The organism is Pseudarthrobacter sp. HLT1-3 (assembly GCF_059383535.1).
Window position 1 is genome coordinate 78256 of record NZ_JBWZCJ010000009.1, and the last position, 24115, is coordinate 102370.

The 24115-nt window shown below is 63.3% G+C and carries 26 protein-coding genes; 6 read left to right on the forward strand and 20 right to left on the reverse strand.

What is annotated here, in order from left to right; all coding sequences use genetic code 11:
• Position 1: 1 nt before the first annotated feature.
• The 16 genes from AC50X9_RS09935 to AC50X9_RS10010 form a co-directional block, all read right to left on the reverse strand.
• Positions 2 to 1495 (reverse strand): TadA family conjugal transfer-associated ATPase, encoded by a 1494-nt coding sequence (locus AC50X9_RS09935; RefSeq protein ID WP_494892994.1) that lies wholly within the window; start codon positions 1493 to 1495, stop codon positions 2 to 4.
• Positions 1492 to 2685, reverse strand: a complete 1194-nt coding sequence (locus tag AC50X9_RS09940; protein ID WP_494892996.1) for a CpaE/TadZ family protein — start codon at positions 2683 to 2685, stop codon at positions 1492 to 1494. Before AC50X9_RS09940 ends, AC50X9_RS09935 begins: the two co-directional genes overlap by 4 nt.
• The gene (gene cpaB, locus AC50X9_RS09945; RefSeq protein WP_494892998.1) at positions 2682 to 3449 is read right to left on the reverse strand and encodes a Flp pilus assembly protein CpaB; all 768 of its coding nucleotides are present in this window, start codon (positions 3447 to 3449) and stop codon (positions 2682 to 2684) included. Before cpaB (AC50X9_RS09945) ends, AC50X9_RS09940 begins: the two co-directional genes overlap by 4 nt.
• Positions 3450 to 3495: 46 nt before the next feature.
• A complete protein-coding gene (locus AC50X9_RS09950; RefSeq protein ID WP_494893000.1) occupies positions 3496 to 4524 on the reverse strand; it encodes a pilus assembly protein TadG-related protein in 1029 nt (342 codons plus the stop codon).
• Positions 4512 to 4886, reverse strand: a complete 375-nt coding sequence (locus AC50X9_RS09955; RefSeq protein ID WP_494893003.1) for a TadE family protein — start codon at positions 4884 to 4886, stop codon at positions 4512 to 4514. The genes AC50X9_RS09950 and AC50X9_RS09955 overlap by 13 nt, the downstream gene beginning before the upstream one ends.
• Positions 4887 to 5021: 135 nt before the next feature.
• The gene (locus AC50X9_RS09960) at positions 5022 to 5234 is read right to left on the reverse strand and encodes a Flp family type IVb pilin (RefSeq protein WP_494893007.1); all 213 of its coding nucleotides are present in this window, start codon (positions 5232 to 5234) and stop codon (positions 5022 to 5024) included.
• A gap of 295 nt (positions 5235 to 5529) precedes the next feature.
• Positions 5530 to 6417, reverse strand: a complete 888-nt coding sequence (locus AC50X9_RS09965) for a type II secretion system F family protein (protein WP_494893009.1) — start codon at positions 6415 to 6417, stop codon at positions 5530 to 5532.
• Positions 6418 to 6428: 11 nt separating this feature from the next.
• The gene (locus AC50X9_RS09970; RefSeq protein ID WP_494893011.1) at positions 6429 to 7376 is read right to left on the reverse strand and encodes a type II secretion system F family protein; all 948 of its coding nucleotides are present in this window, start codon (positions 7374 to 7376) and stop codon (positions 6429 to 6431) included.
• Positions 7373 to 8809 (reverse strand): TadA family conjugal transfer-associated ATPase, encoded by a 1437-nt coding sequence (locus tag AC50X9_RS09975; RefSeq protein WP_494893013.1) that lies wholly within the window; start codon positions 8807 to 8809, stop codon positions 7373 to 7375. Before AC50X9_RS09975 ends, AC50X9_RS09970 begins: the two co-directional genes overlap by 4 nt.
• Positions 8806 to 10002, reverse strand: coding sequence for a CpaE/TadZ family protein (locus AC50X9_RS09980; protein WP_494893015.1), 1197 nt, complete (start codon positions 10000 to 10002; stop codon positions 8806 to 8808). Before AC50X9_RS09980 ends, AC50X9_RS09975 begins: the two co-directional genes overlap by 4 nt.
• Complete coding sequence (gene cpaB, locus AC50X9_RS09985; RefSeq protein ID WP_494893017.1) at positions 9999 to 10760, reverse strand: Flp pilus assembly protein CpaB; 762 nt, start codon at positions 10758 to 10760, stop codon at positions 9999 to 10001. The genes AC50X9_RS09980 and cpaB (AC50X9_RS09985) overlap by 4 nt, the downstream gene beginning before the upstream one ends.
• A 46-nt stretch (positions 10761 to 10806) precedes the next feature.
• Positions 10807 to 11817, reverse strand: coding sequence for a pilus assembly protein TadG-related protein (locus AC50X9_RS09990; RefSeq protein WP_494893019.1), 1011 nt, complete (start codon positions 11815 to 11817; stop codon positions 10807 to 10809).
• Positions 11814 to 12236 (reverse strand): TadE/TadG family type IV pilus assembly protein, encoded by a 423-nt coding sequence (locus AC50X9_RS09995; RefSeq protein ID WP_494893172.1) that lies wholly within the window; start codon positions 12234 to 12236, stop codon positions 11814 to 11816. The genes AC50X9_RS09990 and AC50X9_RS09995 overlap by 4 nt, the downstream gene beginning before the upstream one ends.
• On the reverse strand, positions 12236 to 12439 hold the full coding sequence (locus tag AC50X9_RS10000) for a Flp family type IVb pilin (protein ID WP_494893021.1): 204 nt from the start codon (positions 12437 to 12439) through the stop codon (positions 12236 to 12238). The genes AC50X9_RS09995 and AC50X9_RS10000 overlap by 1 nt, the downstream gene beginning before the upstream one ends.
• Positions 12440 to 12575: 136 nt before the next feature.
• Positions 12576 to 12785 (reverse strand): Flp family type IVb pilin, encoded by a 210-nt coding sequence (locus AC50X9_RS10005; protein WP_494893023.1) that lies wholly within the window; start codon positions 12783 to 12785, stop codon positions 12576 to 12578.
• Between the two features lie 268 nt (positions 12786 to 13053).
• Entirely contained in the window at positions 13054 to 13719 is a 666-nt protein-coding gene (locus tag AC50X9_RS10010; protein ID WP_494893025.1) for a prepilin peptidase, read from the reverse strand.
• Between the two features lie 293 nt (positions 13720 to 14012).
• Between AC50X9_RS10010 and rplM the strand changes: the two genes are divergently transcribed.
• From rplM to glmM, 3 genes are all read left to right on the forward strand, one after another.
• Complete coding sequence (gene rplM / locus AC50X9_RS10015) at positions 14013 to 14456, forward strand: 50S ribosomal protein L13 (protein WP_024367145.1); 444 nt, start codon at positions 14013 to 14015, stop codon at positions 14454 to 14456.
• A gap of 36 nt (positions 14457 to 14492) precedes the next feature.
• Entirely contained in the window at positions 14493 to 14999 is a 507-nt protein-coding gene (gene rpsI / locus AC50X9_RS10020) for a 30S ribosomal protein S9 (RefSeq protein ID WP_226760362.1), read from the forward strand.
• Positions 15000 to 15191: 192 nt separating this feature from the next.
• Positions 15192 to 16553, forward strand: a complete 1362-nt coding sequence (gene glmM, locus AC50X9_RS10025) for a phosphoglucosamine mutase (protein WP_494893028.1) — start codon at positions 15192 to 15194, stop codon at positions 16551 to 16553.
• A gap of 178 nt (positions 16554 to 16731) precedes the next feature.
• Here the strand turns inward: glmM and AC50X9_RS10030 are convergent, their stop codons facing one another.
• The 4 genes from AC50X9_RS10030 to coaA form a co-directional block, all read right to left on the reverse strand.
• A complete protein-coding gene (locus AC50X9_RS10030; RefSeq protein ID WP_494893030.1) occupies positions 16732 to 17394 on the reverse strand; it encodes a methyltransferase family protein in 663 nt (220 codons plus the stop codon).
• A gap of 311 nt (positions 17395 to 17705) precedes the next feature.
• Positions 17706 to 18110 (reverse strand): large conductance mechanosensitive channel protein MscL, encoded by a 405-nt coding sequence (gene mscL, locus AC50X9_RS10035; RefSeq protein WP_494893032.1) that lies wholly within the window; start codon positions 18108 to 18110, stop codon positions 17706 to 17708.
• A gap of 97 nt (positions 18111 to 18207) precedes the next feature.
• Positions 18208 to 19137 carry a M15 family metallopeptidase gene (locus AC50X9_RS10040; RefSeq protein WP_494893034.1) on the reverse strand — a complete coding sequence of 310 codons (930 nt, stop codon included), beginning with the start codon at positions 19135 to 19137 and terminating at the stop codon, positions 18208 to 18210.
• 5 nt (positions 19138 to 19142) lie between these two features.
• Positions 19143 to 20201, reverse strand: a complete 1059-nt coding sequence (coaA, locus tag AC50X9_RS10045; RefSeq protein ID WP_494893036.1) for a type I pantothenate kinase — start codon at positions 20199 to 20201, stop codon at positions 19143 to 19145.
• A gap of 39 nt (positions 20202 to 20240) precedes the next feature.
• Here coaA and glmS point away from each other — a divergent pair, with 39 nt between their 5' ends.
• From glmS to AC50X9_RS10060, 3 genes are all read left to right on the forward strand, one after another.
• Entirely contained in the window at positions 20241 to 22133 is a 1893-nt protein-coding gene (gene glmS, locus AC50X9_RS10050; protein ID WP_494893038.1) for a glutamine--fructose-6-phosphate transaminase (isomerizing), read from the forward strand.
• A 4-nt stretch (positions 22134 to 22137) separates the two neighbouring features.
• Positions 22138 to 22485, forward strand: a complete 348-nt coding sequence (locus AC50X9_RS10055) for a holo-ACP synthase (RefSeq protein ID WP_494893040.1) — start codon at positions 22138 to 22140, stop codon at positions 22483 to 22485.
• A 64-nt stretch (positions 22486 to 22549) separates the two neighbouring features.
• Positions 22550 to 24097, forward strand: coding sequence for an NAD(P)H-hydrate epimerase (locus tag AC50X9_RS10060; RefSeq protein ID WP_494893042.1), 1548 nt, complete (start codon positions 22550 to 22552; stop codon positions 24095 to 24097).
• The last annotated feature ends 18 nt before the right edge of the window (positions 24098 to 24115 follow it).

The following is a 24115-nucleotide window of genomic DNA, read 5'->3' on the forward strand; positions in this document are numbered from 1 at the left end:
CTCACTGCCTTCCGGCTGGCGCCAGGGGAGCGGCGAATACTGCGGGTGAGACATGGATGCCGAAATCTTCGAATCGGTCGATGAACCGGGGCCGGATGCCGGTGGGGACCGGTTTGCCGAGGAACCGGCCGTGGGCGTCGACACCGGCGGAATAGTCGAAGACAAAGGCGTCCTGCAGTGTGACGATGTCCCCTTCCATGCCCTGCACCTCCGTGACATGGGTGATGCGGCGGCTGCCGTCGCGCAGACGGGAGATCTGGATGATCAGGTTGACGGCGGAGGCGATCTGCTCCCGGATGGCGCGGAGCGGCAGGTCCATTCCCGCCATCAGGACCAGGGTCTCCAGGCGGGCGACGGCGTCCCGGGGCGAGTTGGAGTGCACCGTGGACAGCGACCCGTCATGTCCGGTATTCATGGCCTGGAGCATGTCCAGCGACTCCCCGCCACGAACCTCACCGACCACGATCCGGTCCGGGCGCATACGGAGGGAGTTCCGCAGCAGCTCACGGATGGTGACCTCGCCTTTGCCTTCGGTATTGGGCGGCCGGCTTTCCAAGCGGACGACGTGGCGCTGTTGGATTTGGAGCTCGACGGCGTCCTCGATCGTCACGATGCGCTCGTCATGGGGCAGGAACGATGACAGAACGTTGAGCAGTGTGGTCTTGCCGGTGCCGGTGCCGCCGGAGACGATGATGTTGAGCTTCGCCTTGACACAGGCATCAAGGAGCTCCGCCATCTCTGGTGTCAGGGTGCCGAACTCGATGAGGTTTTGGACCGTGAGCGGAACTTTGCTGAATTTTCGGATCGTCAACGAGGAGCCGCCCACCGCGAGCGGCGGAATGACGGCGTTAACGCGGGAACCGTCCTCCAAGCGTGCATCCACAAGCGGAGATGATTCGTCAATGCGGCGTCCCACCTTGGAGACGATGCGCTCGATCACTTTGCGCAGGTGGTCTTCGGAACTGAACCTCGATTCTGTGAGCGTCAGTTTGCCGTGGCGCTCAACGTAAATCTGGTCCATGCCGTTGACCATGATCTCCGTTACGGCGGAATCATCCAGGAGCCGCTGCAACGGTCCGTAGCCCAGCACGTCGTCTGCCACGTCCTGGACCAGCCGGAGGCGTTCCTCGCCGGACAACGGGACCTGTTCAGCGTCGATGATGCGGGTGAGTTCTTCCCGGGCGGAGGAACGCAATTCGTCTTCCGTGAGGGCGGAATCGTTGAAGCGACCGCCCATACGCTCGAACAGGGCCGTGGCCGCGCGTTGCTTGAGGGCAGCGAAGACATCCACCGGCTGCGGGCCAACAGAGCGGTGCGGGTCGGTTTGGTCTTCGAACGTGGGGGCTGCGATCGGGGCGCGCGGCCGTTCCATCGGGGCGGGAGCCTTGAGCAGATTGGGAGGCGCGGCGTGGGCGGTTCGGCCGGGCACCGGAGTGAGCCTGGCCGGGGCAACGGACCCGCCCTCGGCGGCGGCGAGACGTTCAGAAAGCTTCACTGGACCACCACTCTTCGGTGGAGTTTCTTTTTTGCCCTGGCACGCCATGCAGGATCGAACCGTTCAACCAGCTGCCGCAGCCCTTTGACGGCCGGGTCTTTGCGGCTCTCCTGGAGTACCGGGATGCCCCGGTTCGTGGAAAATGCGACGGCCTTGGAGCGCGGAATACTGATGTCTACCGGCGCGCCGATGGTGGCTTCGACATCCTGAACGCTGAGTCCAGATGCGGAATCGGCCAGATTCAGTACAACATGACGTGTATCAGGTTGGAGGTCCAAGCGCCGGAGGATTTCGAGGCCGGACCTCAGCCCGCGGATGCTGGGAACATCCATGGCGGTCACCCAGACAATGTCCGTGCACTGCTCCATGGCAGCCAAGCCCACCTCCGGTAACCCGGGGGCAGTGTCCACGATGACGTACTGGAACTGCTCGGCGAGCTGACCGAGGAGGCGCGTCACCTGCTCGGGCGTGATGTTGTCCGCTTCTTCGGGGCTCCTCGGCGCGCAGAGAGCGTAAATATTGCCGGGGTGCACGGTCAGGAACGCTTTAAGGACCAGTGAATCGTGGCTCGCCGCGGCGGAGACCGCATCGGTCACAGTGTGCTCCGGGTGGAGGTACAAGCCCGAGGCGACGTCCCCGAACTGGAGGTCCAGATCCACGATCACAACGCCCATGGGGGCAACCTGACCCAGCCCGATGGCGATGTTGGTGGCAATGGTTGTTTTACCTACTCCGCCTTTGGGCGAGAAGACGCCGATCACCAGACCCTTCGGGGCGTCCGGCTGTTGGACCGCTGCCGACCGGTTCTTGCTGGCAAAGGACTGGCAGGCCCGTTCCAGCATGACCCGGATCTGGGCAGCGTCGGCGTTCGGGCTGAGGATATCCCGGATGCCGGCGCGCATGGCCAGCAGCAGGAAATCGGGGTCCGGTTCGCCCACCAGGATGATGCTGAGCTCAGACAGTTGGACGTCAAAGATCGTGGCCAACCGCAGGGCGTCGTCAACGGGCACATCCGGTCCAAGAATGAGGACTTCGGGACGCTGTTGGTCAAGCTTCGCGAACAACTCCCCGGGATCTGAAGGGTTCACGAAGGGGAAGGTCTGCAGGCCTCCCGGCAGGCTTCCGGCCAGAGCCAGACGCACGCGGGAATCGAAGTCGGCATTGGGCGTGATCAGGACAAAACGGCTCATTTGTACACTTCCGGTTTCGTCATGATTCCAGGGCGGCCGCTGTCCTTGGCCGTGAGCGGCTCCTTGCTCAGCCAGAGGGTGCCGAATTCCAAGCCGTAGACGATTTTGGTGGCGTCCACGTCGGTCACGGCGACCGTCAACAGCAACGATCCGGTGGGCAGCGACGTATCCTCGACCGGGGCCGCTGAGCCGCTGGCAGTGGGCTCGGGCGACGGGGCCGCGCTGGCGGCACGCTGCACTGACGTCACCAGGACCTTGTGGAGTGTCAGCTGCGTCGTCTCCTTGTCCGGCTTCGCCTCGATGCCCCCACCTTTCAACGAGATGAAGATGCCGATGTGGTCCCCGGCTACGAGCCGTCCACCAACTACGCGCTGGGGATCCAGCTGGAACGAGACCTCCTGAAGCCCCTCCGGCACCTGCACGGATCCAGCGGACTGCGCGGTTTCGGGTGCGGTCAGCCGTTCCGCGACGAGTTGCTCACCCGGAAGCAGTTCGACAGCGGTGACTTTGCCGGCGAAGGTGTCGAGACTGCGCAGCGCGGACTTTGCCACCGCGGTGCCCGGAAGCGACTGGGCGGTCAAGAAGGGCAGCAGGCTTTCCACGGCAGTACCGGCCGGTACAGGCTTCGTCACCACCAGGACTTTCACAGGCTCAAGGGCCCGGACGGCCCTCGCGTCCGCACCGCTGGCGTAGGACACCACCAGAACGGCGCCGATCACGGCCAGGACCACGGCGGCGATCCCGGCTAATAGGCGTGACTTCAAAACTGCTCCTGGACTGGTGGTGGAAAGTATAGCGACGGGGGGGGGGTTACTGCGTGAGTTTGACGACGCCGGCCCCAAAGTCCTCCGGTGTCCCGTAGGTGTAGGCCTTATCTAGGGAGACGTAATGGACGAAGCTGCCGATGATGCCGGTGCAGCTGCCGTCGCAGGCCAATGCCGGGAGGGACGGCGGCTTGTTGCGGAATGTGCGGGGGAAGGTATTGCCATTGAAACTCCAGCCTGTGACCTGGAAGGCCGCAAAAGAGATGAGTTTGTAGCTAGTGCTGGTGCCGGTACCGGTCACCTGATTGAAAATCGGGAGCAGGACCGTCACGTCCTTGCCTGCTGTGATGTCCGTGGCCCACGCCCGCAACTGGTCATCGCAAATGTTGGGATAGCTGTTCCCGGGTTCGCCAGCCGCCCAATTCGCGGCGTTGACATTTCCCGCACAGGTACCCGAGGCGCGCAACAGCCAGCCGAATCCGCCCGGAACTACGGCCCCGGACGGCCCGTAATTGCAGCTCGTCTCGCCCTTGCTTCCGTGGCTCACCAAAAGCTGCAGACCGGCGTCTACGTGGCCCTTGACCTGGCAGATGGAGAAGGCGATCGGGAACGTCGTCGGGCCCGCTACCGGGCGGCCCCACTGCACGGTGGCGGCGGCGGTTACGGTAGCGTCGTTGATCCCCAAGGCTCTGGCGAAGAAGAGCGAAACGCTGTTAGAAACCTGCCCGGCTTCCTGCGCTCCGGCCGTCACTTTAACGGTACCGGCGGCCTTATCCACGACGAAGGACGCTATGTTACTGGCGCCGTCTCCGGCGTTCTTGTTTGCCAGTTCCCGTGCCAGCGGCGAAGTGGCATCGCAGTCGGAATCGTTGATGTTGCGGGCGCATTCCTGGGCGATGGCGAGGGCGGCAGCATCGGCCCCGTTGCGGAGCTGGGTCCGTTCGGCGTAGAGCATCCCGACGTCGACGGCGAGGGCGCTGAAGCCCAACAGCGCCACCATCAAGATGGCGACCAGGATGCTGATGGCCCCGCGCTCGCGATCCCTCGGCGGAGCGACTTTAGCTATCCGCCGCATAGCATCACCCCCTTGCCTTCCATCGGGAACGGCCCCGCGATACGTGTCACGGTGGAGAGGGTGTAAGAGATCGTAATGGTCACCTGCGCGCCGGTGGTGCAGGTTGTCGGGCTAATGGTGATGTTGGAATCTGTCAGTGCGGGTTGCATCCCGACGGCCGCATTCCTGGCCGCCGTGCGGGCAGCTGCGGCGTTGTTGCCGATTGCCATGACGCGAACCCCTTCGCGGGCGGCACTTGATAGCGTGATCTGCGCGTTGTAGGCACGGCCAAATTCCATAATGCCAAGCAGCAGCATGATCAGGACGGGCGCCAGGAGTGCGAACTCCACTGCGACAGCGCCGCGCTCCGTGCCCTCGCGCATGCGTGGCGACCTTTCAACGGATGGATATTGTGGCCGGTTTGCACTGTGGCCGGAGGCCACTACGAACGAGGGTGCGGTGAAGGAATGATTACCCTTCACCGCACCTGTCGATATGTCCTGAGATGAGGCCAGGGACTACGGCGCGGCAGCAGGCGGTACGAGCCCGGCCGTGACGGTTTCGAAGAGGTCTGTCAGCTGGGTACCAAGGGCCGTGACGGCGATGATGATGGCTACGGCGATGAGGGCAACCATAATGCCGTATTCCACGGCAGTTGCACCCTTCTCGTCACGAAGGCGGTTCTTGGCGGTGAACCCAAGGGTCTGAAGGGTTGCGATAAGAGAAAGCACGTGAGCTCCTGAGCGAGTTGGGAAACTGGCCAGACACCAGCTATGCCTGAAAGTTAGCAATGCGATTCGCCCGAAGTTACGCTGCTTGCCGTATCCTGTGCCAAGGCTTCCCAACCTGCACCTATCCTGTGTGTTTTCTGTACGTAACCTGCGCTTGAGCTAGGCGCAGTGACCGGACACAAAAGGACCCCCTCGGTTCTGGGGTCCGAGGGGGTCCGGTCTTTGGAGGACCCCCTCGGCTCTGGGTCCGAGGGGGTCCGGTCATTGGGCGCTGGTGTAGCCGCTTTGATTGGTCTTACATGTTGGAGAAGGCCGCGATGATGTTGATGACGGCCGGCCCGAGGATGACGATGAAGAGCACCGGCAGAATGCACAGCATGAGGGGAAACAGCACCTTGATGGGAAGCTTCATTGCCTTCTCTTCAGCCCGCTGACGTCTCTTGATTCTCATCTGCTTGGCCTGCGTCCGGAGGACGCTTGCTATCGCGATGCCATACACATCCGCTTGGACAACGGCCCGCACGAAGCTCCGCAGGTCTGGGGCTCCGGTGCGGTCAGCCATGGCGAGGTAGGCTTCCCGGCGGCTCCTGCCGACTTGCATATCCTGCAGCGTCCGGAGGAGTTCCGCGGCGAGCGGGCCGCTTCCGTTCTGGCCGGCGCGCGCCATTGCTGATTCAAAGCCAAGTCCGGCCTCCACCGAAATCAGCATTTGGTCCAGGGTGCTGGGCAACTCCAGTTCGATGGCTTCCTGGCGCTTAGCCCCCCGGCTATGGAGAAGCAGGTCCGGAACGAAGTACGCGAGTACGGTCACGAACAACGCCAACAGAATGGTGGTACCCGTGGGGGTTTTGACAACATACAAAACCCCAAAGAGGCCGGCCACCAGGGCGAGTGACGGCTTGATCACCAGCAGCCGCTCCAGCGGCATGCCGGCCGGCCTTCCCGCCTTGGCGAGCAACTTATCCAGCCAGGCCGGATACCCTTTTGGGGCCAGACGCTGACCCAGTTGCGCGAGCTTCGGTGCATTGAGGCCGGCTGAAGTGTCCGCTGACGCTCCCTTGCTTCGTCCAAGATTGCTGCGGACAGCTGCCAGGCCTGTTCGGTCGACTGAGATTACTGCCCAAACCATAACCGAACAGGGAACAACGATGATTGCCACTATGAACCAGGCCATTACGCTCATGGTTGTTCCCCCTAGAACTTGATCTTGACGACACGGCTGAGCCAGAAGGACCCGAGAGCCAGAAGTGCAACTGCAAACCCGAGCATGACCCAGCCGAGCACGTTGGTGTATAGAACGCCGAGGTAGCCCGGATTGGAGAAACTTAGGAACAAAAAGATCCCGACGGGCAACGCGATGAGGATATAGGCTGACAACTTGCCCTCGGCACTAAGGGATTTCACTTGACCCTTGATCTGCATCCGTTCGCGGATGGTCTCTCCCACATGGTCCAGTACCTCAGCCAAGTCGCCGCCGACTTCGCGGTGGATTTCTATGGCCTGCGCGGTCCAGTCGAAATCCTCGCTCCGCATGCGTCGCGCTGAGTCGGCCATGGATTCCTTCAGGTCTCGTCCCAGCCTGGTCTCGTTCACTAGACGCGCGAATTCCTCCGAAGTCGGCGCGTCTGACTCCTGCGAGACCGCGTCCACGGCTCGAAGCAGACTGTGACCTGCCCGCAGCCCGCCGGAAAGCATCTGCAGGGTGTCGCCAAGCTGCGATTCGAACTTCGCTCGCCGGTTGCTGGCCATAATGTTCAGGAACAGCATGCCGCCGATGGGCGTCAACAGCACGAACAGCAGAGCCAGTCCCGCCCCGGCCAGCACAAATCCGATGATGCCCGACGTGATGGCGATACATCCGAGCAGGAGAATATAGTCTGCTTGGCGAATGCGCAGCCCCGCTTCCTCCAAGGAGTTGGCGGAACCGAAGCTGGCGTTCTTGCTGACCTTTTGGTCGACAAAGGAAGATGCAGATGCCGCAACCCGGGTGAGGACCGACGGTTGCTCGGCAACCCCAGGCCTTCTGCGCGAAACATCGATGTTGGATTCACGCCCACGAAGTGTCACAACGAGGAGGAACACCAATGCGGCAAAGCAAAGGAGGACACCAAGAAGCAACAGAAGAGGGCTGTCGGCGGTCACCGGTAACCACCGCCAATCGGCGAATTCCCGAAGACGGCCGGCGAAAGTGCGATTCCCAGTTCCGCGAAGTGATCAACGAAGCGTGGTCTGACCCCGGTGGGAATCGGTCGTCCAACGAAGCGGCCGTTCGCGTCCATCCCCGCGCTGTAGTCGAAAGTGAAGGCGTCCTGAAGCGTGACGACGTCCCCTTCCATCCCTTGGACTTCCGTGACGTGGGTGACTCGTCTGGTTCCGTCCCGCAGGCGCGAAATGTGCACAATCAGGTTGACTGCCGAGGCGATCTGCTCGCGAATGGCACGGAGTGGAAGATCCATACCAGCCATGAGGACCAGGGTCTCGAGTCTCGCGATGGCGTCGCGCGGGGTGTTTGCGTGCACGGTTGAGATCGAACCGTCGTGGCCGGTGTTCATGGCCTGCAGCATGTCCAGCGTCTCGCCGCCGCGGACTTCGCCAACGACGATCCTGTCCGGGCGCATGCGCAGTGAGTTCCGGACGAGATCCCGGATGCTTATCTCGCCCTTGCCTTCGATGTTCCTCGGCCTGCTTTCGAGCCTGACAACGTGTTCCTGCTGCAGCTGAAGCTCGACGGCGTCCTCGATGGTGACGATACGCTCATCAGCGGGAATGAACGAGGACAAGACATTGAGCAAGGTCGTCTTGCCTGTCCCGGTGCCGCCGGAGACGATGATGTTGAGCCGGGCGTGCACGCAGGCATTCAGCAGTTCGGCGATCTCCGGGGAGATGGTGCCAAAGCCGATGAGATCGTTGACTGTCAGCGGCACCCGGCCGAATTTTCGGATGGTCAGCGATGATCCGCTAACGGCCAGCGGAGGGATGATGGCGTTGACACGCGAACCGTCGGACAAACGAGCGTCAACGAGCGGAGAAGATTCGTCGATTCTTCTGCCGACCTTGGTGACAATCCGCTCGATAATCCGGCGCAAGTGTTCCTCGGACGTGAAGCGGGAGCCGGTCAGAAAGAGTTTGCCGGCGCGTTCCACATAGATTTTCTCCGGTCCGTTGACCATTACTTCCGTCACTGCGTCATCGGCAAGGAATTTCTGCAGGGGGCCGAGGCCGATGACATCATCGAGGATTTCCTGAACCAGGCGTTGCCGTTCGCCGGAGGACAACGGAATCTCATCCTCTTCGATGATGGTGCGCAGTTCGCCTTTGGCGTAGTCGTGCAACTCAGCCTCGTCCAGTGAGGAATCCGTGATCCGGCTGCCCATGCGCTCATAGAGCGCAGCGCCGGCGCGTTCCTTGACCGCCGACAAGGCGTCGTTGGCTTCAGCGCTGTGATCTTTGGTGGTTGGTTCATGCCAGGCGGACTCGTTCGGAGCCGTCGCTGCCCACGGGATCTCAGTTCGAGAGGATGCTGGAGTCTTGCCGTCCTGGCCGCGGACGGCTTCAAAGCGATCTGCGAGTGTCATTGGACTACCGCCCTTCGGTGAAGTTTCTTGTGAGGCCGTTGCTCCCAGTTCGGGTCAAACCGCTCGACGAGCTGACGCAGTCCCTTTGCCACGGCATCCCTGGACGCCTCCTGTAGCAGCGGGACGCCCTTGTTGGTGGAATACGGCACGGCATGTGACCGAGGGAGCACCACATCCACCGGGCATCCAATGGTTGCCTCGACATCCTTTAGGGTCAGTCCGCTTCGGCGATCACCAAAGTTAAGAACCACATGCCGGTTCGGGGGTAGCAGGCCCAGCTCCGTAAGGAGTCCGAATCCTGTCCGGAGGCCCTTAATGCTCGGTATGTCCATACCGCAGACCCACAGGCCGTCTGTGGCTTGCTCGAGAGTCGCGAGAACATGCTCCCCGAGCCCTGGTGCGGTGTCCACCACAACGTATTTGAATTCGCTCGCTAGCTGGACTAGTAACCTAGAGACCTGCTCTCCGGTTATCTGATCGGCCTCTATCGGATTGAGGGGTGCGCACAGTGCGTAGATACCTGATGGATGCAGCGTGAGGTATGACTTGAGAACCAAGCTGTCGCCCGCGGCCGCCCCTTTTACGGCGTCCGCGATCGTCTTCTCCGGCTCAAGCATGAGCCCGGAGGCTACGTCGCCAAATTGCAGGTCCAGATCGACCACCACGACGCCCATAGGAGCTATTTTTGCGAGTCCAACCGCGACGTTTGTGGTCACGGTCGTTTTTCCCACGCCACCCTTTGGCGACATGACGGCGATGATTCTTCCGTTTCCGGCCAACGGTTCAACGCTGTTCCCGAGGCCACGCCTGCGTCCGGCAGCCGCGAGGCTGGCGCGTTCCAGCATGATGTGTATGGCGTCTACGTCGGCGCCGGGTTCCAGGAGGTCCCTGATTCCTGCCCGCATCGCGGGCAGTGCAACACTGGGATCGCTATCGGTCACCAGCACCACGCTGATCTCGGGGTACTGGAGGTCGAAGAGACTGGCGAGCCTAAGGGAGTCATCCACCGGGAGGCCCGGTCCCAGCAGAATCACTTCGACGAGATCGCCCGAGAGCATCCGCAGGACGTCGTCCGGCCCAGGCGGCAGGAAGTTGGCTACGATTCCGTGAAATGTTCCGCGAAGGCGGGAAGCCGCCTGCCTGGCCCGGGCTTCGAAATCCGGGTCTGCTGTGATGGCTACGAACCTGCTCATCGGTACAACTCCGGCTTCTTGACGATCAGCGGGGCGCCTTCAGTAGCGGACGAGGGTTCTTTCGTCAGCCACAGGCTTCCGAAGTTGGCCCCGAACGCGATTTTCGCGGCATCGGCATCGTTCCGGGCGAAAGTTACGATCAACTGTCCGGTGGGCAATTCCGTGTTGGCTTGCTCCTCAGCAGTGGCCCCACCGGGGGCCGTTGCGGCAGTCTTCGCCAGCGAACGCTGCACGCTCGTCACCAGTACTTTGTGAAAGATCTGCTGCCCGGACTCGACATCCGGGGCGTCCTTCACGGCTCCCTTGTCAAAGAGGACGACAACGCCCACGGTGTCGCCTGCTGCGATACGCCCGCCGACCACCCGCTGGGCCTCCAGCTGAACCGAAATCTCCTGCATTCCGTCCGGAACCGGTACAGAGCCTGGCGCGGACAGGCTCTCAAGATCGGCCAGCCGGGCCCCGAGGAGCGCTTCGCCGGGCAGCAGATCGACTGCGGCGACCTTCCCGTTGAGGCCCTCCAGGCTCTTTAGGGCGCCGTTGGGCACCGAGGCCGAAGGGAGCGAGGTCAGCTTCACTGCGCTCCTAACCGCTTCGAGATCAGCGCCCTTGGCAACCTGTTGTTGAACCACGAGTACATCGACCGGCTGCAGGTCCTTTTGGGCCCTCGCCTCCGATGCTGAAACGTATGAGACCAATAAGACCGTGCCAACTATTGCCAGCACAAATGCGACGATGCCTCCCAGTAGGCGTGTTTTCAATTTGCAGTCCCCTTAATGAGTGGATTAATTCGTATTCGTAAGTGGATCAATTCGTGAGTTCGACGACAAAAACGTTGCCCGTTGGAGTGGGCGAGCTACCAGTGAAAAGCCCTGGATCAGCCGAGTACCCGACAAACGTCCCGTAGAGCCCGTTTTCGCCGGGGCCGAAAACACCCGTCGGTCCGGCAACATTTCCCGGAAAATTCCAACCCAGGACTTTGAATCCGGCCCATTTCAGGATCTTGTATTTGACGTTGTTGCCCGTGCACGGATTCAAGACGTCCTTACATGTGTATTCATAGACGGGCAGCGCTACTGTCTGCCCCAGCAGGGGGGAACTGAACAAAGAATCGCAGCCGGTCGGAATTGAAGCGCCCGTACTGGTTCGGCTCCACTCACCAATTGTGGCCGTGACGTTGCACCCGACATTGTTGTCGGGGTTTAACCACGCAAAGCCTCCGGGGATTATCTGATTTGATGGGTTCCTGCCGTTGCAATCTATGGCTCCATGACCTCCGCCCTGGGTCAGGATTTTGTGCGGGAGACCATCCTCCTTGAATTCGCAGGCTGCGAACACAAGTGGCAGAATTGAACGCCCCTTGGTCGGATAGAACCACCGTGCCTGGGCCGCCGCGCGGATCTCCACGGAGTTGATGCCCAGCACCCGGGCCAGATAAAGAGAGAAGTGCTCCCCGCCCGCGCCGGCCGGTGTCTCGGTTGTGACGTCCACGGTGCCGGTGGTCCCCGTTGTCGTGACAATCGCCGAAACAACGTTGCTCGAACCGTCCAAAGCATTGCCGTTGGCGAACGGCGCAGCCTGAACTTTTTGATCTGCAGCGCAGGGCGCTGTAGAAGAGACTTTTTCGCAGGCCTGAGCGATTGCGAGCGCCGCGGAGTCCGCGCCGTTCTGTAGCTGTGTCTTCTCCGAGTACATTGCGCCCACGTCGACGGCAAGAGCTCCGAAGCCCAGAAGGGCAACCATGAGAATGGCGGCGAGCGGCGCAATCACGCCTAGCTCGTTTTCGTTGTCGACGACGTCTGCCGGCGTTCTGGTCATCCCCCGCATCGCATTACCCCTTTTGCTGAAATGCTCATGAAGTCCGGTAGAAAGGGAAGCAGCGTTGGAAGTCCGGTCAAGTAGGCCGTGTTGGCCTGGATCAAGACGACGGCGTCCCGGTCCGGCCCACAGGCGCTGATGGTGATCTCGCCAGGCTGCAAATCGGCAATGGGCGCCGCGTTTATTGCCTTTTGTTGGGCGGCACCCAGGGCGTCTGCATCCTTGTAATGGATCGCCATATATCGGGCGGCTTCGCGGGCGCCCTCTGCCATGGAAACCTGGATGCTGAAGGCGCGCCCGAATTCCACGACTCCCAGAATTAGTGCCAGGAAGATGGGGAGAATCAGGGCGAACTCAACAGCGACAGCACCCAACTCCTTGGGCTTCTTGGATCCGTGCGGCTTGACCCGGGGTTTCATCACAGGCCGGCCGTCGCGGCTCGGAAGCCGGGAATAAGCTGTTGCCCGAGCAAGCCGACGGCAAGCACGATGACGGTGGCAATGAAGCCGACCATAAGTGCGTACTCGACTGCGGTAGCACCACTTTGACGCGAACGCACCGAACAGCAAACGTCCATCACTCGTGATGTAATAACTCTCGCTTTGGATTTGAGACCGTTCACGACCCCTCCTGAACCTTGAGACCTGGAAACCTGCGCATGCGCAGACGAATGAAGCCCAGGGGCGAGTGCGTTGGCAGTGGACTTGTCGCCCGAACTGCCGCCGCCCCGCCCCCGGGCGTTCGATGCGAGTGTCGCCTTAGCCTGCTGCGGGACGGGTGAGGCCGGCCGTGACCTGCGTGAAGAGCGTGTTCAGCTGGCCACCCAGGAGGGTAACTGTGCCGATGATGGCGACGGCGATGAGGGCGACCATGAGGCCGTATTCAACGGCGGTGGCGCCCTTTTCGGATTCCATCTTGTTCTTGACGCCGGCGACAAAAGCGAGCATTGAAACCATGAGACCAGTCATTTTAGAGTCCTTTTCCAGAGTTTTGAGTGAGTAACGGAATTCCAGCTAATCTCTTGCTGCTAACCCTCGGAGTTCCGTTGGGACAACAATTGCATGGCGATTAAGGGCGCAGCAATGAATCGGAATACCCGAGTTTTTGGCGCGGAAAAGGGGGTGCTACGTGTGACTACCCTGGGGTGTACTCAGTTTTTTGATAACTAGTGGGGCGCACTACTCGTATTGATGCGCTTGCTTACCAATGGGAGCAGAGATGCCGCAGTTACTGGAGTTACGGAAGAAGCAGGATGATAGCCAGTCCGGCCGCCAACATCGAGGGGCCGTAGGCAACCTCTTTTGGCTTGTTTTCGCGGTTTTTCAGGACCAGGAAGACTGAGGCCAGGCCGCCCGCAACGAAGGCAAGCGCCCCTCCGTAAAACACCTGCGACCAACCTAGGTAGCCTAAGTACAGTCCAAGTGGTGCGGCGAGCTTCACGTCGCCCATTCCGAGGCCGTTTCTACTGGTCAGGGCAAGAATTAAGTAAGAAGCGAACAATATTGCGGACCCTGCGAGTCCGCGAATCAGGTCACCCGGGGTTCCCTGGGCGAGAGCGGCGACCGCCAGTAGCGCCAGGCCTGCCCCAAGCAAGGGCCCAACGAGCCGATTCGGCAGCAAATGGTGCACAATATCGATCCGGGCCAGCGGAACGGCGAAAATGCCCAGCAATATATAGGCGGGAAGTTCTACTGTAAAACCGAAGCGCCAGGCCAGCAGGGTCGACAGGACAAGGGTGACCGCCGCCGTCGTGATCCTCAGCCTGGTGGTGGCATTGCCGGCCAGCTGGGGGAGCACGCGCCGAACCAGGGCATCCGCCACAAGTCCCAGGCACGCGCCGGCGCAGCCCACGCCGGCAATGAACAGCGGCGATACGGAGCCAGCGGCGGCGATGTCGAGCACGGTTCCTCCAGGTATGCGACGGGCCGGGGGCGGGCAGAATGCATCCGGACACCCCATTTTGACCCAGTGACACGTCATCCGCTATTATTGGTAGTCGTTGTGCGTGTCCTTCTCGATGATGCGTGCCCGCTTGGAATCCGGTTGCAGGATAACTACCCAGCGTGCACATTCGAGACTTCAGGATGACTGGTTACATAGAGCCCTCACCTCTGTTCCGGTAGCGCATAGATAGTAGGTGCACCTTCGAGTGACGCCTAAAACAAGAACGCCAGAACAAGAACGAGGCAAACACCGTGCGTACGTACACCCCGAAGCCCGGCGATATCAACCGCCAGTGGCACGTCATTGACGCCACAGACGTTGTCCTTGGTCGTCTCGCGAGCCAGACCGCAATCCTGCTGCGCGGCAAGCACAAGGCCACCTTTGCGTCCCACATGGACATGGGCGACTTCGTCATCATCATCAACGCTGAAAAGGTTGCCCTCACCGGCGCCAAGCTGGAGCAGAAGCGCGCATACCGCCACTCCGGTTACCCGGGCGGCCTGACCTCCGTCACCTACGCGGAGCTGCTGGAATCCAACCCGGTCCGCGCCGTGGAGAAGGCCATCAAGGGCATGCTCCCGAAGAACTCCCTCGCTGCACAGCAGCTGGGCAAGCTGAAGGTTTACAAGGGTGCCGAGCACCCCCACGCCGCCCAGCAGCCCAAGACATACGAAATCACCCAGGTCGCCCAGTAGTCCTGGCCACCAACAAACTTTTAATCAAGGAGAATCGTGGCTCAGAACGAAGAGACCACCGAGGCCGTTGTGGCTGAGGAAAACCTGACCAGCTACACCTCGGAAAGCGGTCCTGCGGAAGCAGAAGCGCCCAAGAAGGAACGCCCGGCCCTCACGGTTGCCGGCGCAGCAGTTGGCCGTCGCAAGGAAGCCGTCGCACGCGTTCGCATCGTGCCCGGCACCGGCAAGTGGACCATCAACGGCCGCGAGCTGGCGAACTACTTCCCGAACAAGCTGCACCAGCAGGACGTCAACGAGCCCTTCAAGATCCTCGATCTTGATGGCGCCTACGACGTTATCGCCCGCATCCACGGTGGTGGCATCTCCGGCCAGGCCGGCGCCCTGCGCCTCGGCATCGCCCGTTCACTGAACGAAATCGACACCGAGAACAACCGCGCCACCCTGAAGAAGGCCGGTTACCTGCGTCGTGACGCCCGCGTCATCGAGCGCAAGAAGGCCGGTCTCAAGAAGGCCCGTAAGGCTCAGCAGTACTCCAAGCGCTAAACCCGCTTCCAAGCGCACCTGGCGCTTGCAACGAAAGCCCGTTCCGCCTTTATGGCGGGGCGGGCTTTCGCCGTTTAACCAGCCAGTATCCAGCCAATGACCAGCGGAAATGCTGGTCACGGGGTGGCGCCGCGAACCGGGGGAGCGGTCCCGGGACCGGCGGCGGCGCCCTCATCGTCTAAACTTGACCTGATGTCTAGATTATTTGGAACAGATGGTGTCCGGGGTTTGGCTAACGGCCTGCTCACAGCCGAACTGGCGTTGCAGCTGGCCCAGGCCGCCGCCGTCGTGCTCGGCCATGACCGCAATACCGACGGAACACGGCCGCGCGCCGTGGTGGCCCGGGACCCCCGCGCAAGCGGTGAGTTCATCGCTGCGGCCGTGATCGCCGGGCTGTCGAGTTCCGGGATCGACGTTTATGATGCCGGCGTACTGCCCACCCCGGCGGCGGCCTACCTGGTGGCCGACCTGGACGCGGACTTCGGCGTGATGATCTCGGCCTCGCACAACCCCGCCCCGGATAACGGCATCAAGTTCTTTGCCACCGGCGGCCAGAAGCTCCCCGACTCGGTCGAAAACGCCATCGAGGAGCAGCTCGGCAAAGAGCCGCGCCGCCCGGTCGGTGCTGACGTCGGCCGGATCCAGCGCTTCTCCGACGCCGAGGACCGCTACATAGTCCACCTGCTCGGCACCCTCCCGCACCGCCTGGATGGAATCAAGGTGGTGCTGGACTGCGCCCACGGCGCGGCCAGCGGGTGTTCCCCGCAGGTTTTCAAGGACGCGGGTGCCGAAGTGATCGTCATCGGTGCCGAACCGGATGGCCTCAATATCAACGATGGCGTCGGCTCCACCCACCTGGGTCCGCTGAAGCAGGCCGTCCTGGCGTACGGCGCCGATCTGGGGATTGCCCACGACGGCGACGCCGACCGCTGCCTGGCCGTGGACCACGAGGGAGGCGAGGTCGACGGCGACGAGATCATGGCGATCCTCGCCGTGGCGCTGAAGGCCTCAGGCAAGCTCAAGGACGACGTCCTGGTGGCAACCGTGATGAGCAACCTCGGACTCAAGATTGCCCTCCGCGAGGCCGGCATCGGCCTGCGTGAAACCGGCGTCGGGGACCGCTACGTCCTCGAAGAAATGCGCGAAGGCGGCTTCAACCTCGGCGGCGAGCAGTCCGGCCACGTGATTTTCGCCGATTACGCCACCACGGGTGACGGCGTCCTCACCGGACTGCAGATTGCCGCCCAGGTGGCACTCACGGGCCGGTCCCTCAAGGATCTGGCCAAGGTGATGACCAAACTCCCGCAGGTCCTGATCAACGTCAAGGGCGTGGACCGCACCCGGGTCAAGGGCGATGCTGCCCTGGAGGCCGCCGTGGCCCTCGCCGAGGCCGAGCTCGGCGACACCGGCCGGGTGCTACTGCGCCCCTCCGGCACCGAACCGGTTGTGCGCGTCATGGTTGAGGCGGCCTCCCCGGAGACCGCCCAGGCCGTCGCGGAACGCCTGGCGCAGGTGGTCCGGACCGAGCTGGCCCTGGAGCTCGTCGCGGACTGACGGCGCTCAACGCACAATCAGCAACTCGACAGCAGTGCGAGACGGGGGGTGCTGATTGTGGGCGCTCACGGGGAAGCTGGCCATAGGGAGAGCTCCTTGTATGGGAACGCTCGGGGATGGGACGGCGACGGTTGTGCGCAAGTGCGGGTGCCGGTACATGCAGCCGGTGGCGGCAGGGTCAGAACAGGCCGGGAACAAATCTCTTAGTTCGTAGCTTGTAAGCTGCATATTCGGGCAAGTTCTCCTCCAGTAGCAACTCCTCCTGGACTGCTCGGTATGCCTGGATTGCGCCCAGTGCCAAGAGAATTGCTGTGTTCAACAACGTGGGATCGAAGCATACTGCGCCGGTCAGAGTCGCCATCTCTCCGACGTAGAGTGGGTTACGGATGAGCCGGTAAGGACCGTGCTGCACCAGAGTTCTCACCTGGGCCTCCACGCCGAAACTCTTACCCAGCGTGAACAGGGAGTAGACAGTGAACGACATCCCCACAACCATCAGCCCCACCGCAAAAAAAGCTAATCCCTCGGAAACTTCTGAACCACCACCAAACGCAAAGAGGAAAGGCAGGAAAGTCCCCACGTAGGCGGCGACGGTGGGCGCAATCCGACCGCTCCGGGCACTTGCAGGGTTCCTCGTGAGAAGGAAGAAGACCAACAGGACGTAAAAGAGGGTCAACAGCACCTGGTAGCCCACGTACAACGCAGCGACGAGGGTGGAAGACGATGCGCGATTCCCACCCGAAAATAATGCAAATATCGCCGACAACAACAAAAGTGCCATGACCGGGACCAGAATCACCCGTTCAACGTCAATTGACCTCAACTGCGCGCGAAGTTTCATCGAAAAGTAGCCTTCCAGAGAGTTGCAGACCATCCAGGGAAATCCGCCGTCGTTATTCCGCGGCTTCCCCGGTTGGAGTGGCGGTGCATTGAGCCTAATAGGTCTCCTGGACTTATTAGGGCGAGACGCGCCTTAACGCCGAGCGGAGCCGGATGTTGTAGTGCACATAAGTGCTGTAACCGAGTCGTCGTCGCCGATCACGCGACGGCAGCATATGAATTGCGATTACACCTTAAGCACCGAATGGCCCGCCTCGAGAGGCGGGCCATTCGGTGGTTAATCGGTATGGTGAAGCTCGGTTCGTCCTGGGACTACAGCTGGCGCTGCTGCAAGGAGTCGCGGATTTCGGTAAGGAGCGCGATCTGCGGATCCTCGGCTGCCTCTTCCTTGACGCTCGGGTCGATGCCGAGGCGGCGGTTGCGCCGTTCGATCATGTGGTTCATGGGGACGACGACGACGAAGTAGATCGAGGCCGCGACGAGGAGGAAGTTGACGATGGCCGTCAGCAACACTCCGAACTTGATGTCGTTTCCGTTCAGGGTGACGAGCGCGAAGCTGTCGAAGTTGGGCGAACCAACCACCCCTGCGATGAACGGCATGAGCACGCTCTGGACTAGGGCCGTTACCACGGCGCCAAAAGCGGCGCCGATGACGACTGCGACGGCAAGGTCTACGACGTTGCCCTTGAGAATGAAGTTTTTGAATCCTGTCAGCATGATCCCAACGTTAGACAGGCAGTGTGAACACGCCGTGTCGCCGAGGTAAGTTTTCTGTTCCGTGTCGGTCCGGCGGGAGCTACTCAGACAAAAAGCCCTACACGTAGGCCGGTGCCGCTTCGAGGCCGAAGTACTCCTCGAGGGTCGCAACGCCCCGGGTGTTCATCGCGGTCGCCGTTTCCACCCCGACGTAGCGCAGGTGCCATGGCTCGTAGTAGTAGCCGGTGACCGGGTGGAGCATCCACGGGTAGCGCACCACAAAGCCGAACCGGTGGGCGTTGTTCCTGGCCCAGACTGCTGCCGGCTGATCGGCGAAGCAGGGCTGGAAGCTGCAGGCCCCGCTGCCGTCGCCCAGGTCGAAGGACCAGCCGGTCTGGTGCTCGGAGTAGCCGGGCCGGGCCGAGGCGGTGTCCGCTTCTGCCTGCCCGCGCGAGGACACATAGCTGTTGTAGGTTGCCGTCTGCGTCGCATAGGACCGGTAGCCGCTCGCCAGCGTCATGATGACGCCGGCCCCGGCCGCGGCGGTGAACATTTGCTCCGCCGCGGCCGCCGTCGTGCTGTTGAGCAGTGCGGCTTCGCCGGAGGTGGCGAGGCGCACGCGTGGCTGGACCAGGTCGGCCGGCCGATACGTGGCGGGGGAGAGCGGCCGGTGTTTGTTTACGATGACCCACGGGCTCGCCGGATCGGTGAGCGAGTGCCGGGGCGCGGCGGGCGAGGGCGCCAGGGCCGGCGGAGTGGTCCCCGGTGCCGGTGCGGCGGGACTGTCCGGCAGGGGCTCAGCGGACGACGTGGCGCCGGCTGTTGCCGACCGCGTCGTGATGCCTCCCGCCGTCGTCGTTGTCGCTGAGACAGACGCCGACGACGGCGGCGTGGCGGCTTCGGATGTGCAGGCGCTCAGCGCCGCGAGTCCGGTTCCCGCCAGCAGCAGCCGGCTGAAGGCCCGCCGGCCGGTCATGCCGGGAAGGGATTCCGGCCCGGGAACGGACTCCGGAGCCGCCGGAGTCTCCGGGGAAGCGTCGTAGCACACCTGTGCTAGACCTTGCGGAGCAGCATGCGGCGGATGGAATGGTCGGCATCCTTGGTGAGGACCAGTTGCGCGCGGCCACGCGTGGGGAGCACGTTTTCCTCGAGGTTTGGTTCGTTGATGCGCTTCCAGATCTCGCGGGCCGTCTCTTCCGCCTCACCGTCCGAGAGCGTGGCGTAGCGGTGGAAGTAGGACTCCGGCTGCGCGAACGCGGTGGTCCGCAGCTTGCGGAAGCGGTCCACGTACCACTCCTCAATGTAGGACGTTTTGGCGTCAACATAGATGGAAAAATCGAAGAAGTCACTCACCGCCAGGCCCTGCCGGCCGTCATGCCGCGGCCGGGCCGGCGCCAGGACGTTCAGGCCCTCGACGATCAGCACGTCGGGCCGGCGAACCACGACTTCCTTGCCGGGGACGATGTCATAGGTGACGTGGGAGTACCAGGGCGCGCGGACTTCCTCGGCGCCGCCCTTGACTTCGCTGACGAAGCGGAGCAGGGCGCGGCGGTCGTAGGATTCCGGGAAGCCCTTGCGCTCGAGCAGTTGCCGCCGCTTGAGTTCCGCCAGCGGGTACAGGAAACCGTCCGTGGTGATCAGCTCAACATTCGGGGTGCCGGGCCAGCGGCGGAGCATTTCGCGGAGCCCGCGGGCGATGGTCGACTTGCCCACGGCCACCGATCCGGCGACGCCGATCACGAAGGGTGTCCGCTGGGTCTGCTCGCCCAGGAAGGTGGTGGTTGCCGCGTGGAGCTGGCCCGCGGCCTCGACATACAGGTGCAGCAGCCGGGACAACGGGAGGTAAACCTCGCGGACTTCCTTCATATCCAGCGGATCGCCGAGGCCCCGGAGGCGGATCACATCCTCCTGGTTGAGGGGCTGCTCCATCTGGGCAGCGAGCCGGGACCAGGTCTGCCGGTCCAGCTCCACGAACGGGGAGCCGCCGTCGCCGTTCGCTTCATTGCGTTGCAAAGTCACCCTAGAGATTCTGCCCCCCGCTGGGCCGAGAGCGAAATGGGCGGTCCGGGACTGCCCAGTCCGGGCGGGGAACGGCGTCTTGCGGCCGTTCATGCTACGTCCGCTGTCCGGGAAACCGTTAGGCTTGAGTCCATGTGTGGAATCGTTGGATATGTGGGCCACTCCGCTGGCCGGGTAAATACTGGACACAATGCCTTGGACGTTGTCCTTGAGGGACTGCGGCGCCTGGAATACCGGGGCTACGACTCTGCAGGCATCGCCGTGGTCGCTGACGGAAAGATTTCGTCCCGCAAGAAGTCGGGCAAACTCAGCAACCTGATCGGTGAACTCGAGGCCAACCCGCTGCCGGACTCGCTGACCGGCATCGGCCACACGCGGTGGGCGACGCACGGCGGACCCACGGACCAGAACGCGCACCCGCATCTGGCCGATCAGGACAGGCTGGCCGTGATCCACAACGGCATCATCGAAAACTTCGCCGAACTCAAGCTTGAACTCGTCCGCAAGGGCGTCACCTTCAAGTCCGAGACCGACACCGAAGTCGCTGCCGCGCTGCTGGGCGACATCTACCGGAACCAGGTCCACGGCGGCTCGTCCAAGGGCGACCTCACCAAGGCCATGCAGCTTGCCTGCCAGCGCCTCGAAGGCGCCTTCACCCTGCTCGCCGTCCACGCAGACCAGCCCGACATCGTGGTGGCGGCCCGCCGCAACTCCCCGCTCGTCGTCGGCCTCGGCGACGGGGAAAACTTCCTCGGCTCCGACGTCTCCGGCTTCATCGACTACACGCGCCGCGCCGTCGAACTCGGCCAGGACCAGATCGTCACCATCACCGCCGACACCGTGGAAATCACCGACTTCTACGGCGCCCCGGCCGAAGGCAAGGAATACCACGTCGACTGGGACCCGGCCTCGGCGGAAAAGGGCGGCTTCCCGTCCTTCATGGAAAAAGAAATCCACGACCAGCCGGACGCCGTCCTGCAGACCCTGCTGGGCCGCTCCGACATCAACGGCAAACTGACCCTCGACGAGCTCCGGGTTGACCCGGAACTGCTCAAGCACGTCGACAAGATCATCGTTCTGGCCTGCGGCACCTCCGCCTACGCCGGACAGGTCGCCAAGTACGCAATCGAGCACTGGTGCCGGATCGCCACCGAGGTCGAGCTTTCCCACGAATTCCGGTACCGCGACCCGATCGTCGACAAGAACACCCTGATCGTCTCGATCTCCCAGTCCGGCGAGACCATGGACACCCTGATGGCCGTCCGCTACGCCAAGGAACAGGGCGCCAAGACGGTCTCGATCTGCAACACCAACGGCTCCACCATCCCGCGCGAATCCGACGCCGTGCTCTACACCCACGCCGGCCCGGAAATCGCCGTCGCCTCCACCAAGGCCTTCCTGGCGCAGATCACCGCCGCCTACCTCCTGGGCCTCTACCTGGCCCAGCTGCGCGGCAACAAGTTCCAGGGCGAGATCAAGGACATCCTCGCGGACCTGAACAAGATCCCCGGGAAGATCCAGCGGATCCTCGACAACGAGGCGCAGATCAAGGAACTCGGCACGTCCATGGCCGACGCCAAGTCGGTGCTGTTCCTGGGCCGCCACGTCGGGTTCCCGGTGGCGATGGAGGGGGCGCTCAAGCTCAAGGAGCTCGCCTACATCCACGCCGAGGGCTTCGCCGCCGGCGAACTCAAGCACGGCCCGATCGCGCTGATCGAGGAGGGCCAGCCCGTCATCGTGGTGGTTCCCTCACCGCGCGGCCGGGACTCGCTGCACGCCAAGGTTGTCTCCAACATCCAGGAAGTCCGGGCCCGCGGCGCCAAGACGATCGTGATCGCGGAAGAAGGCGACGAGGCCGTCAAGGCCTACGCCGAGCACGTCTTCTACATCCCGGAGACCCCGACGCTGCTGGCGCCGCTGCTGAGCACGGTCCCGCTGCAGATCTTTGCCCTGGCCCTGGCGTCCGCCAAGGGTTACGACGTCGACCAGCCTCGCAACCTGGCCAAGAGCGTGACCGTAGAATAACGCCATGATTGTTGGCATTGGCGTAGACGTCGTAGACATTGAACGGTTCGGCCGGCAACTGGAGCGCACCCCCGGGCTGCGCGACCGGCTGTTCGTCCCCGCGGAACGCGAGCTGAACACGCGGTCCCTCGCCGCCCGGTTCGCCGCCAAGGAGGCCGTGGCCAAGGTCCTCGGCGCCCCGGCCGGCATGAACTGGCAGGACTGCTGGATCGGGCTGGACCAGAACGGGCCGACCGTCCAGATCAAGGGCACCGTGCTGGCCGTCGCCGAATCGAAGGGCGTCAAGCGCTGGCACCTCTCGATCAGCCACGACGGCGGCATCGCCACGGCGACCGTCATCGCCGAAGGCTGAGTATTACGGGCCCGGCCACAGCCGGACTTTCCCGCAGCGACTGCACCGCGAATGGACCAAAACCATGATCAGCGCCTACACCGGAACCCAGATACGAGCGACTGAAAAGAGCTTTCTGGAGAACGGTGTGGGCGCTGTTCTGATGCAGCGCGCCGCCTACGGACTGGCCAACGCCGTGGTCCATGAACTGCGGCGCGGCCGCGGGCGGATCTACGGCGCCAGCGTCACCGTCCTCGCCGGCAAGGGCAACAACGGCGGCGACGGGCTCTTCGCCGCCGCCCTGCTCGCCCGCCGCGGTATGCGGACGACGGCGGTCCTCACCGCCGGCGACGCCCACCCGGAGGGACTTGCGGCCTTTGAAAAGGCCGGTGGCCGGGCGATCCGACTGACGATCGGCAACGTCGGCGAAGCGGCGGCGGCCGCCGCCGCGTCCGGCGTCGTGATTGACGCAGTTCTCGGCACCGGCGCGCAGGGCGGGCTCCGTGGCCCGGCCGCTGAGCTGATCGAGGCGCTGGGGCGCTCCCGTCCCGGGCTCGTGGTGGCCTGCGACATTCCCAGCGGCGTGGACGCCGACACCGGAGAAGCCCATGCTCCCGTGCTCCAGGCGGAGCTGACGGTGAGCTTCGGAGCGGCCAAGGCCGGACTGCTGGCCGATCCCGGGGCGGACTTCGCCGGCCGCGTGCACGTGGTTCCGATCGGAATCGAGGCCGGGCTCCCTTGGCCGGCCCTGCAACGCCTTGAGACCGAGGATCTTTCCGCCCTGCTGCCCCGGCCGGAGCGGCGTGCGCACAAGTACTCACGGGGAGTGCTTGGGGTGGTCGCAGGCTCCGCTGCTTATCCCGGCGCCGCTGTGCTGGCCTGCAAGGGCGCCCTGGCGGCCGGCGTCGGGATGGTGCGATACCTTGGACCGCCAGACGTCGCAGATCTCGTCCGCCAGGCGTGCCCTGAGATTGTGTGCAGCAACGGAACCGTGGCCGATACGCATGTCCAGGCCTGGCTCGTGGGCTCCGGGCTGGATGACTCCGATGAGCTGCAGTTGCAGCGGGCCCGCGACGCGGCAGACTCGGGCCTGCCGACGATCGCCGACGCCGGCGCATTGCCGGCCCTTCCGGACGTGCTGGCCCCGCAAGTAATCCTGACACCCCACGCTGGCGAACTGGCGTCATTGCTGCAGCGACTCGGGGTCGACCTGGACCGCTCGGCAGTGGAGGCATCCACCCTGGGCGCCGTGCGGCGGGCTGCCGGTCTGACCGAAGCCACGGTGCTGCTGAAGGGAGCGACCACCCTGGTTGCCTCCCCGTTCCAGGACTTCTACAGCCAGGCCGAGGCGACGCCGTGGCTGGCCACGGCCGGCAGCGGCGACGTGCTGGCAGGAATTATCGGCGCACTGCTTGCCCAACTGGGTGCCGACGTCGGCCGCTTCGGTGAACGTGGCATCGATCCCGACGCAAGATGGGCCGCCATCGCGGCGCTGGCCGCCAGCGTCCACGGCCGGGCCGGGAGCCTCGCCTCCGGCGGTGCGCCGGTGACCGCGGGCGGCATCGCCGAGGCCGTCCCGGAGGTGCTGCGGAGGGTGTACCGCAGAGCCCACGAACCGCCCCGATCGGGATGATCACCCTACTTACAAGTA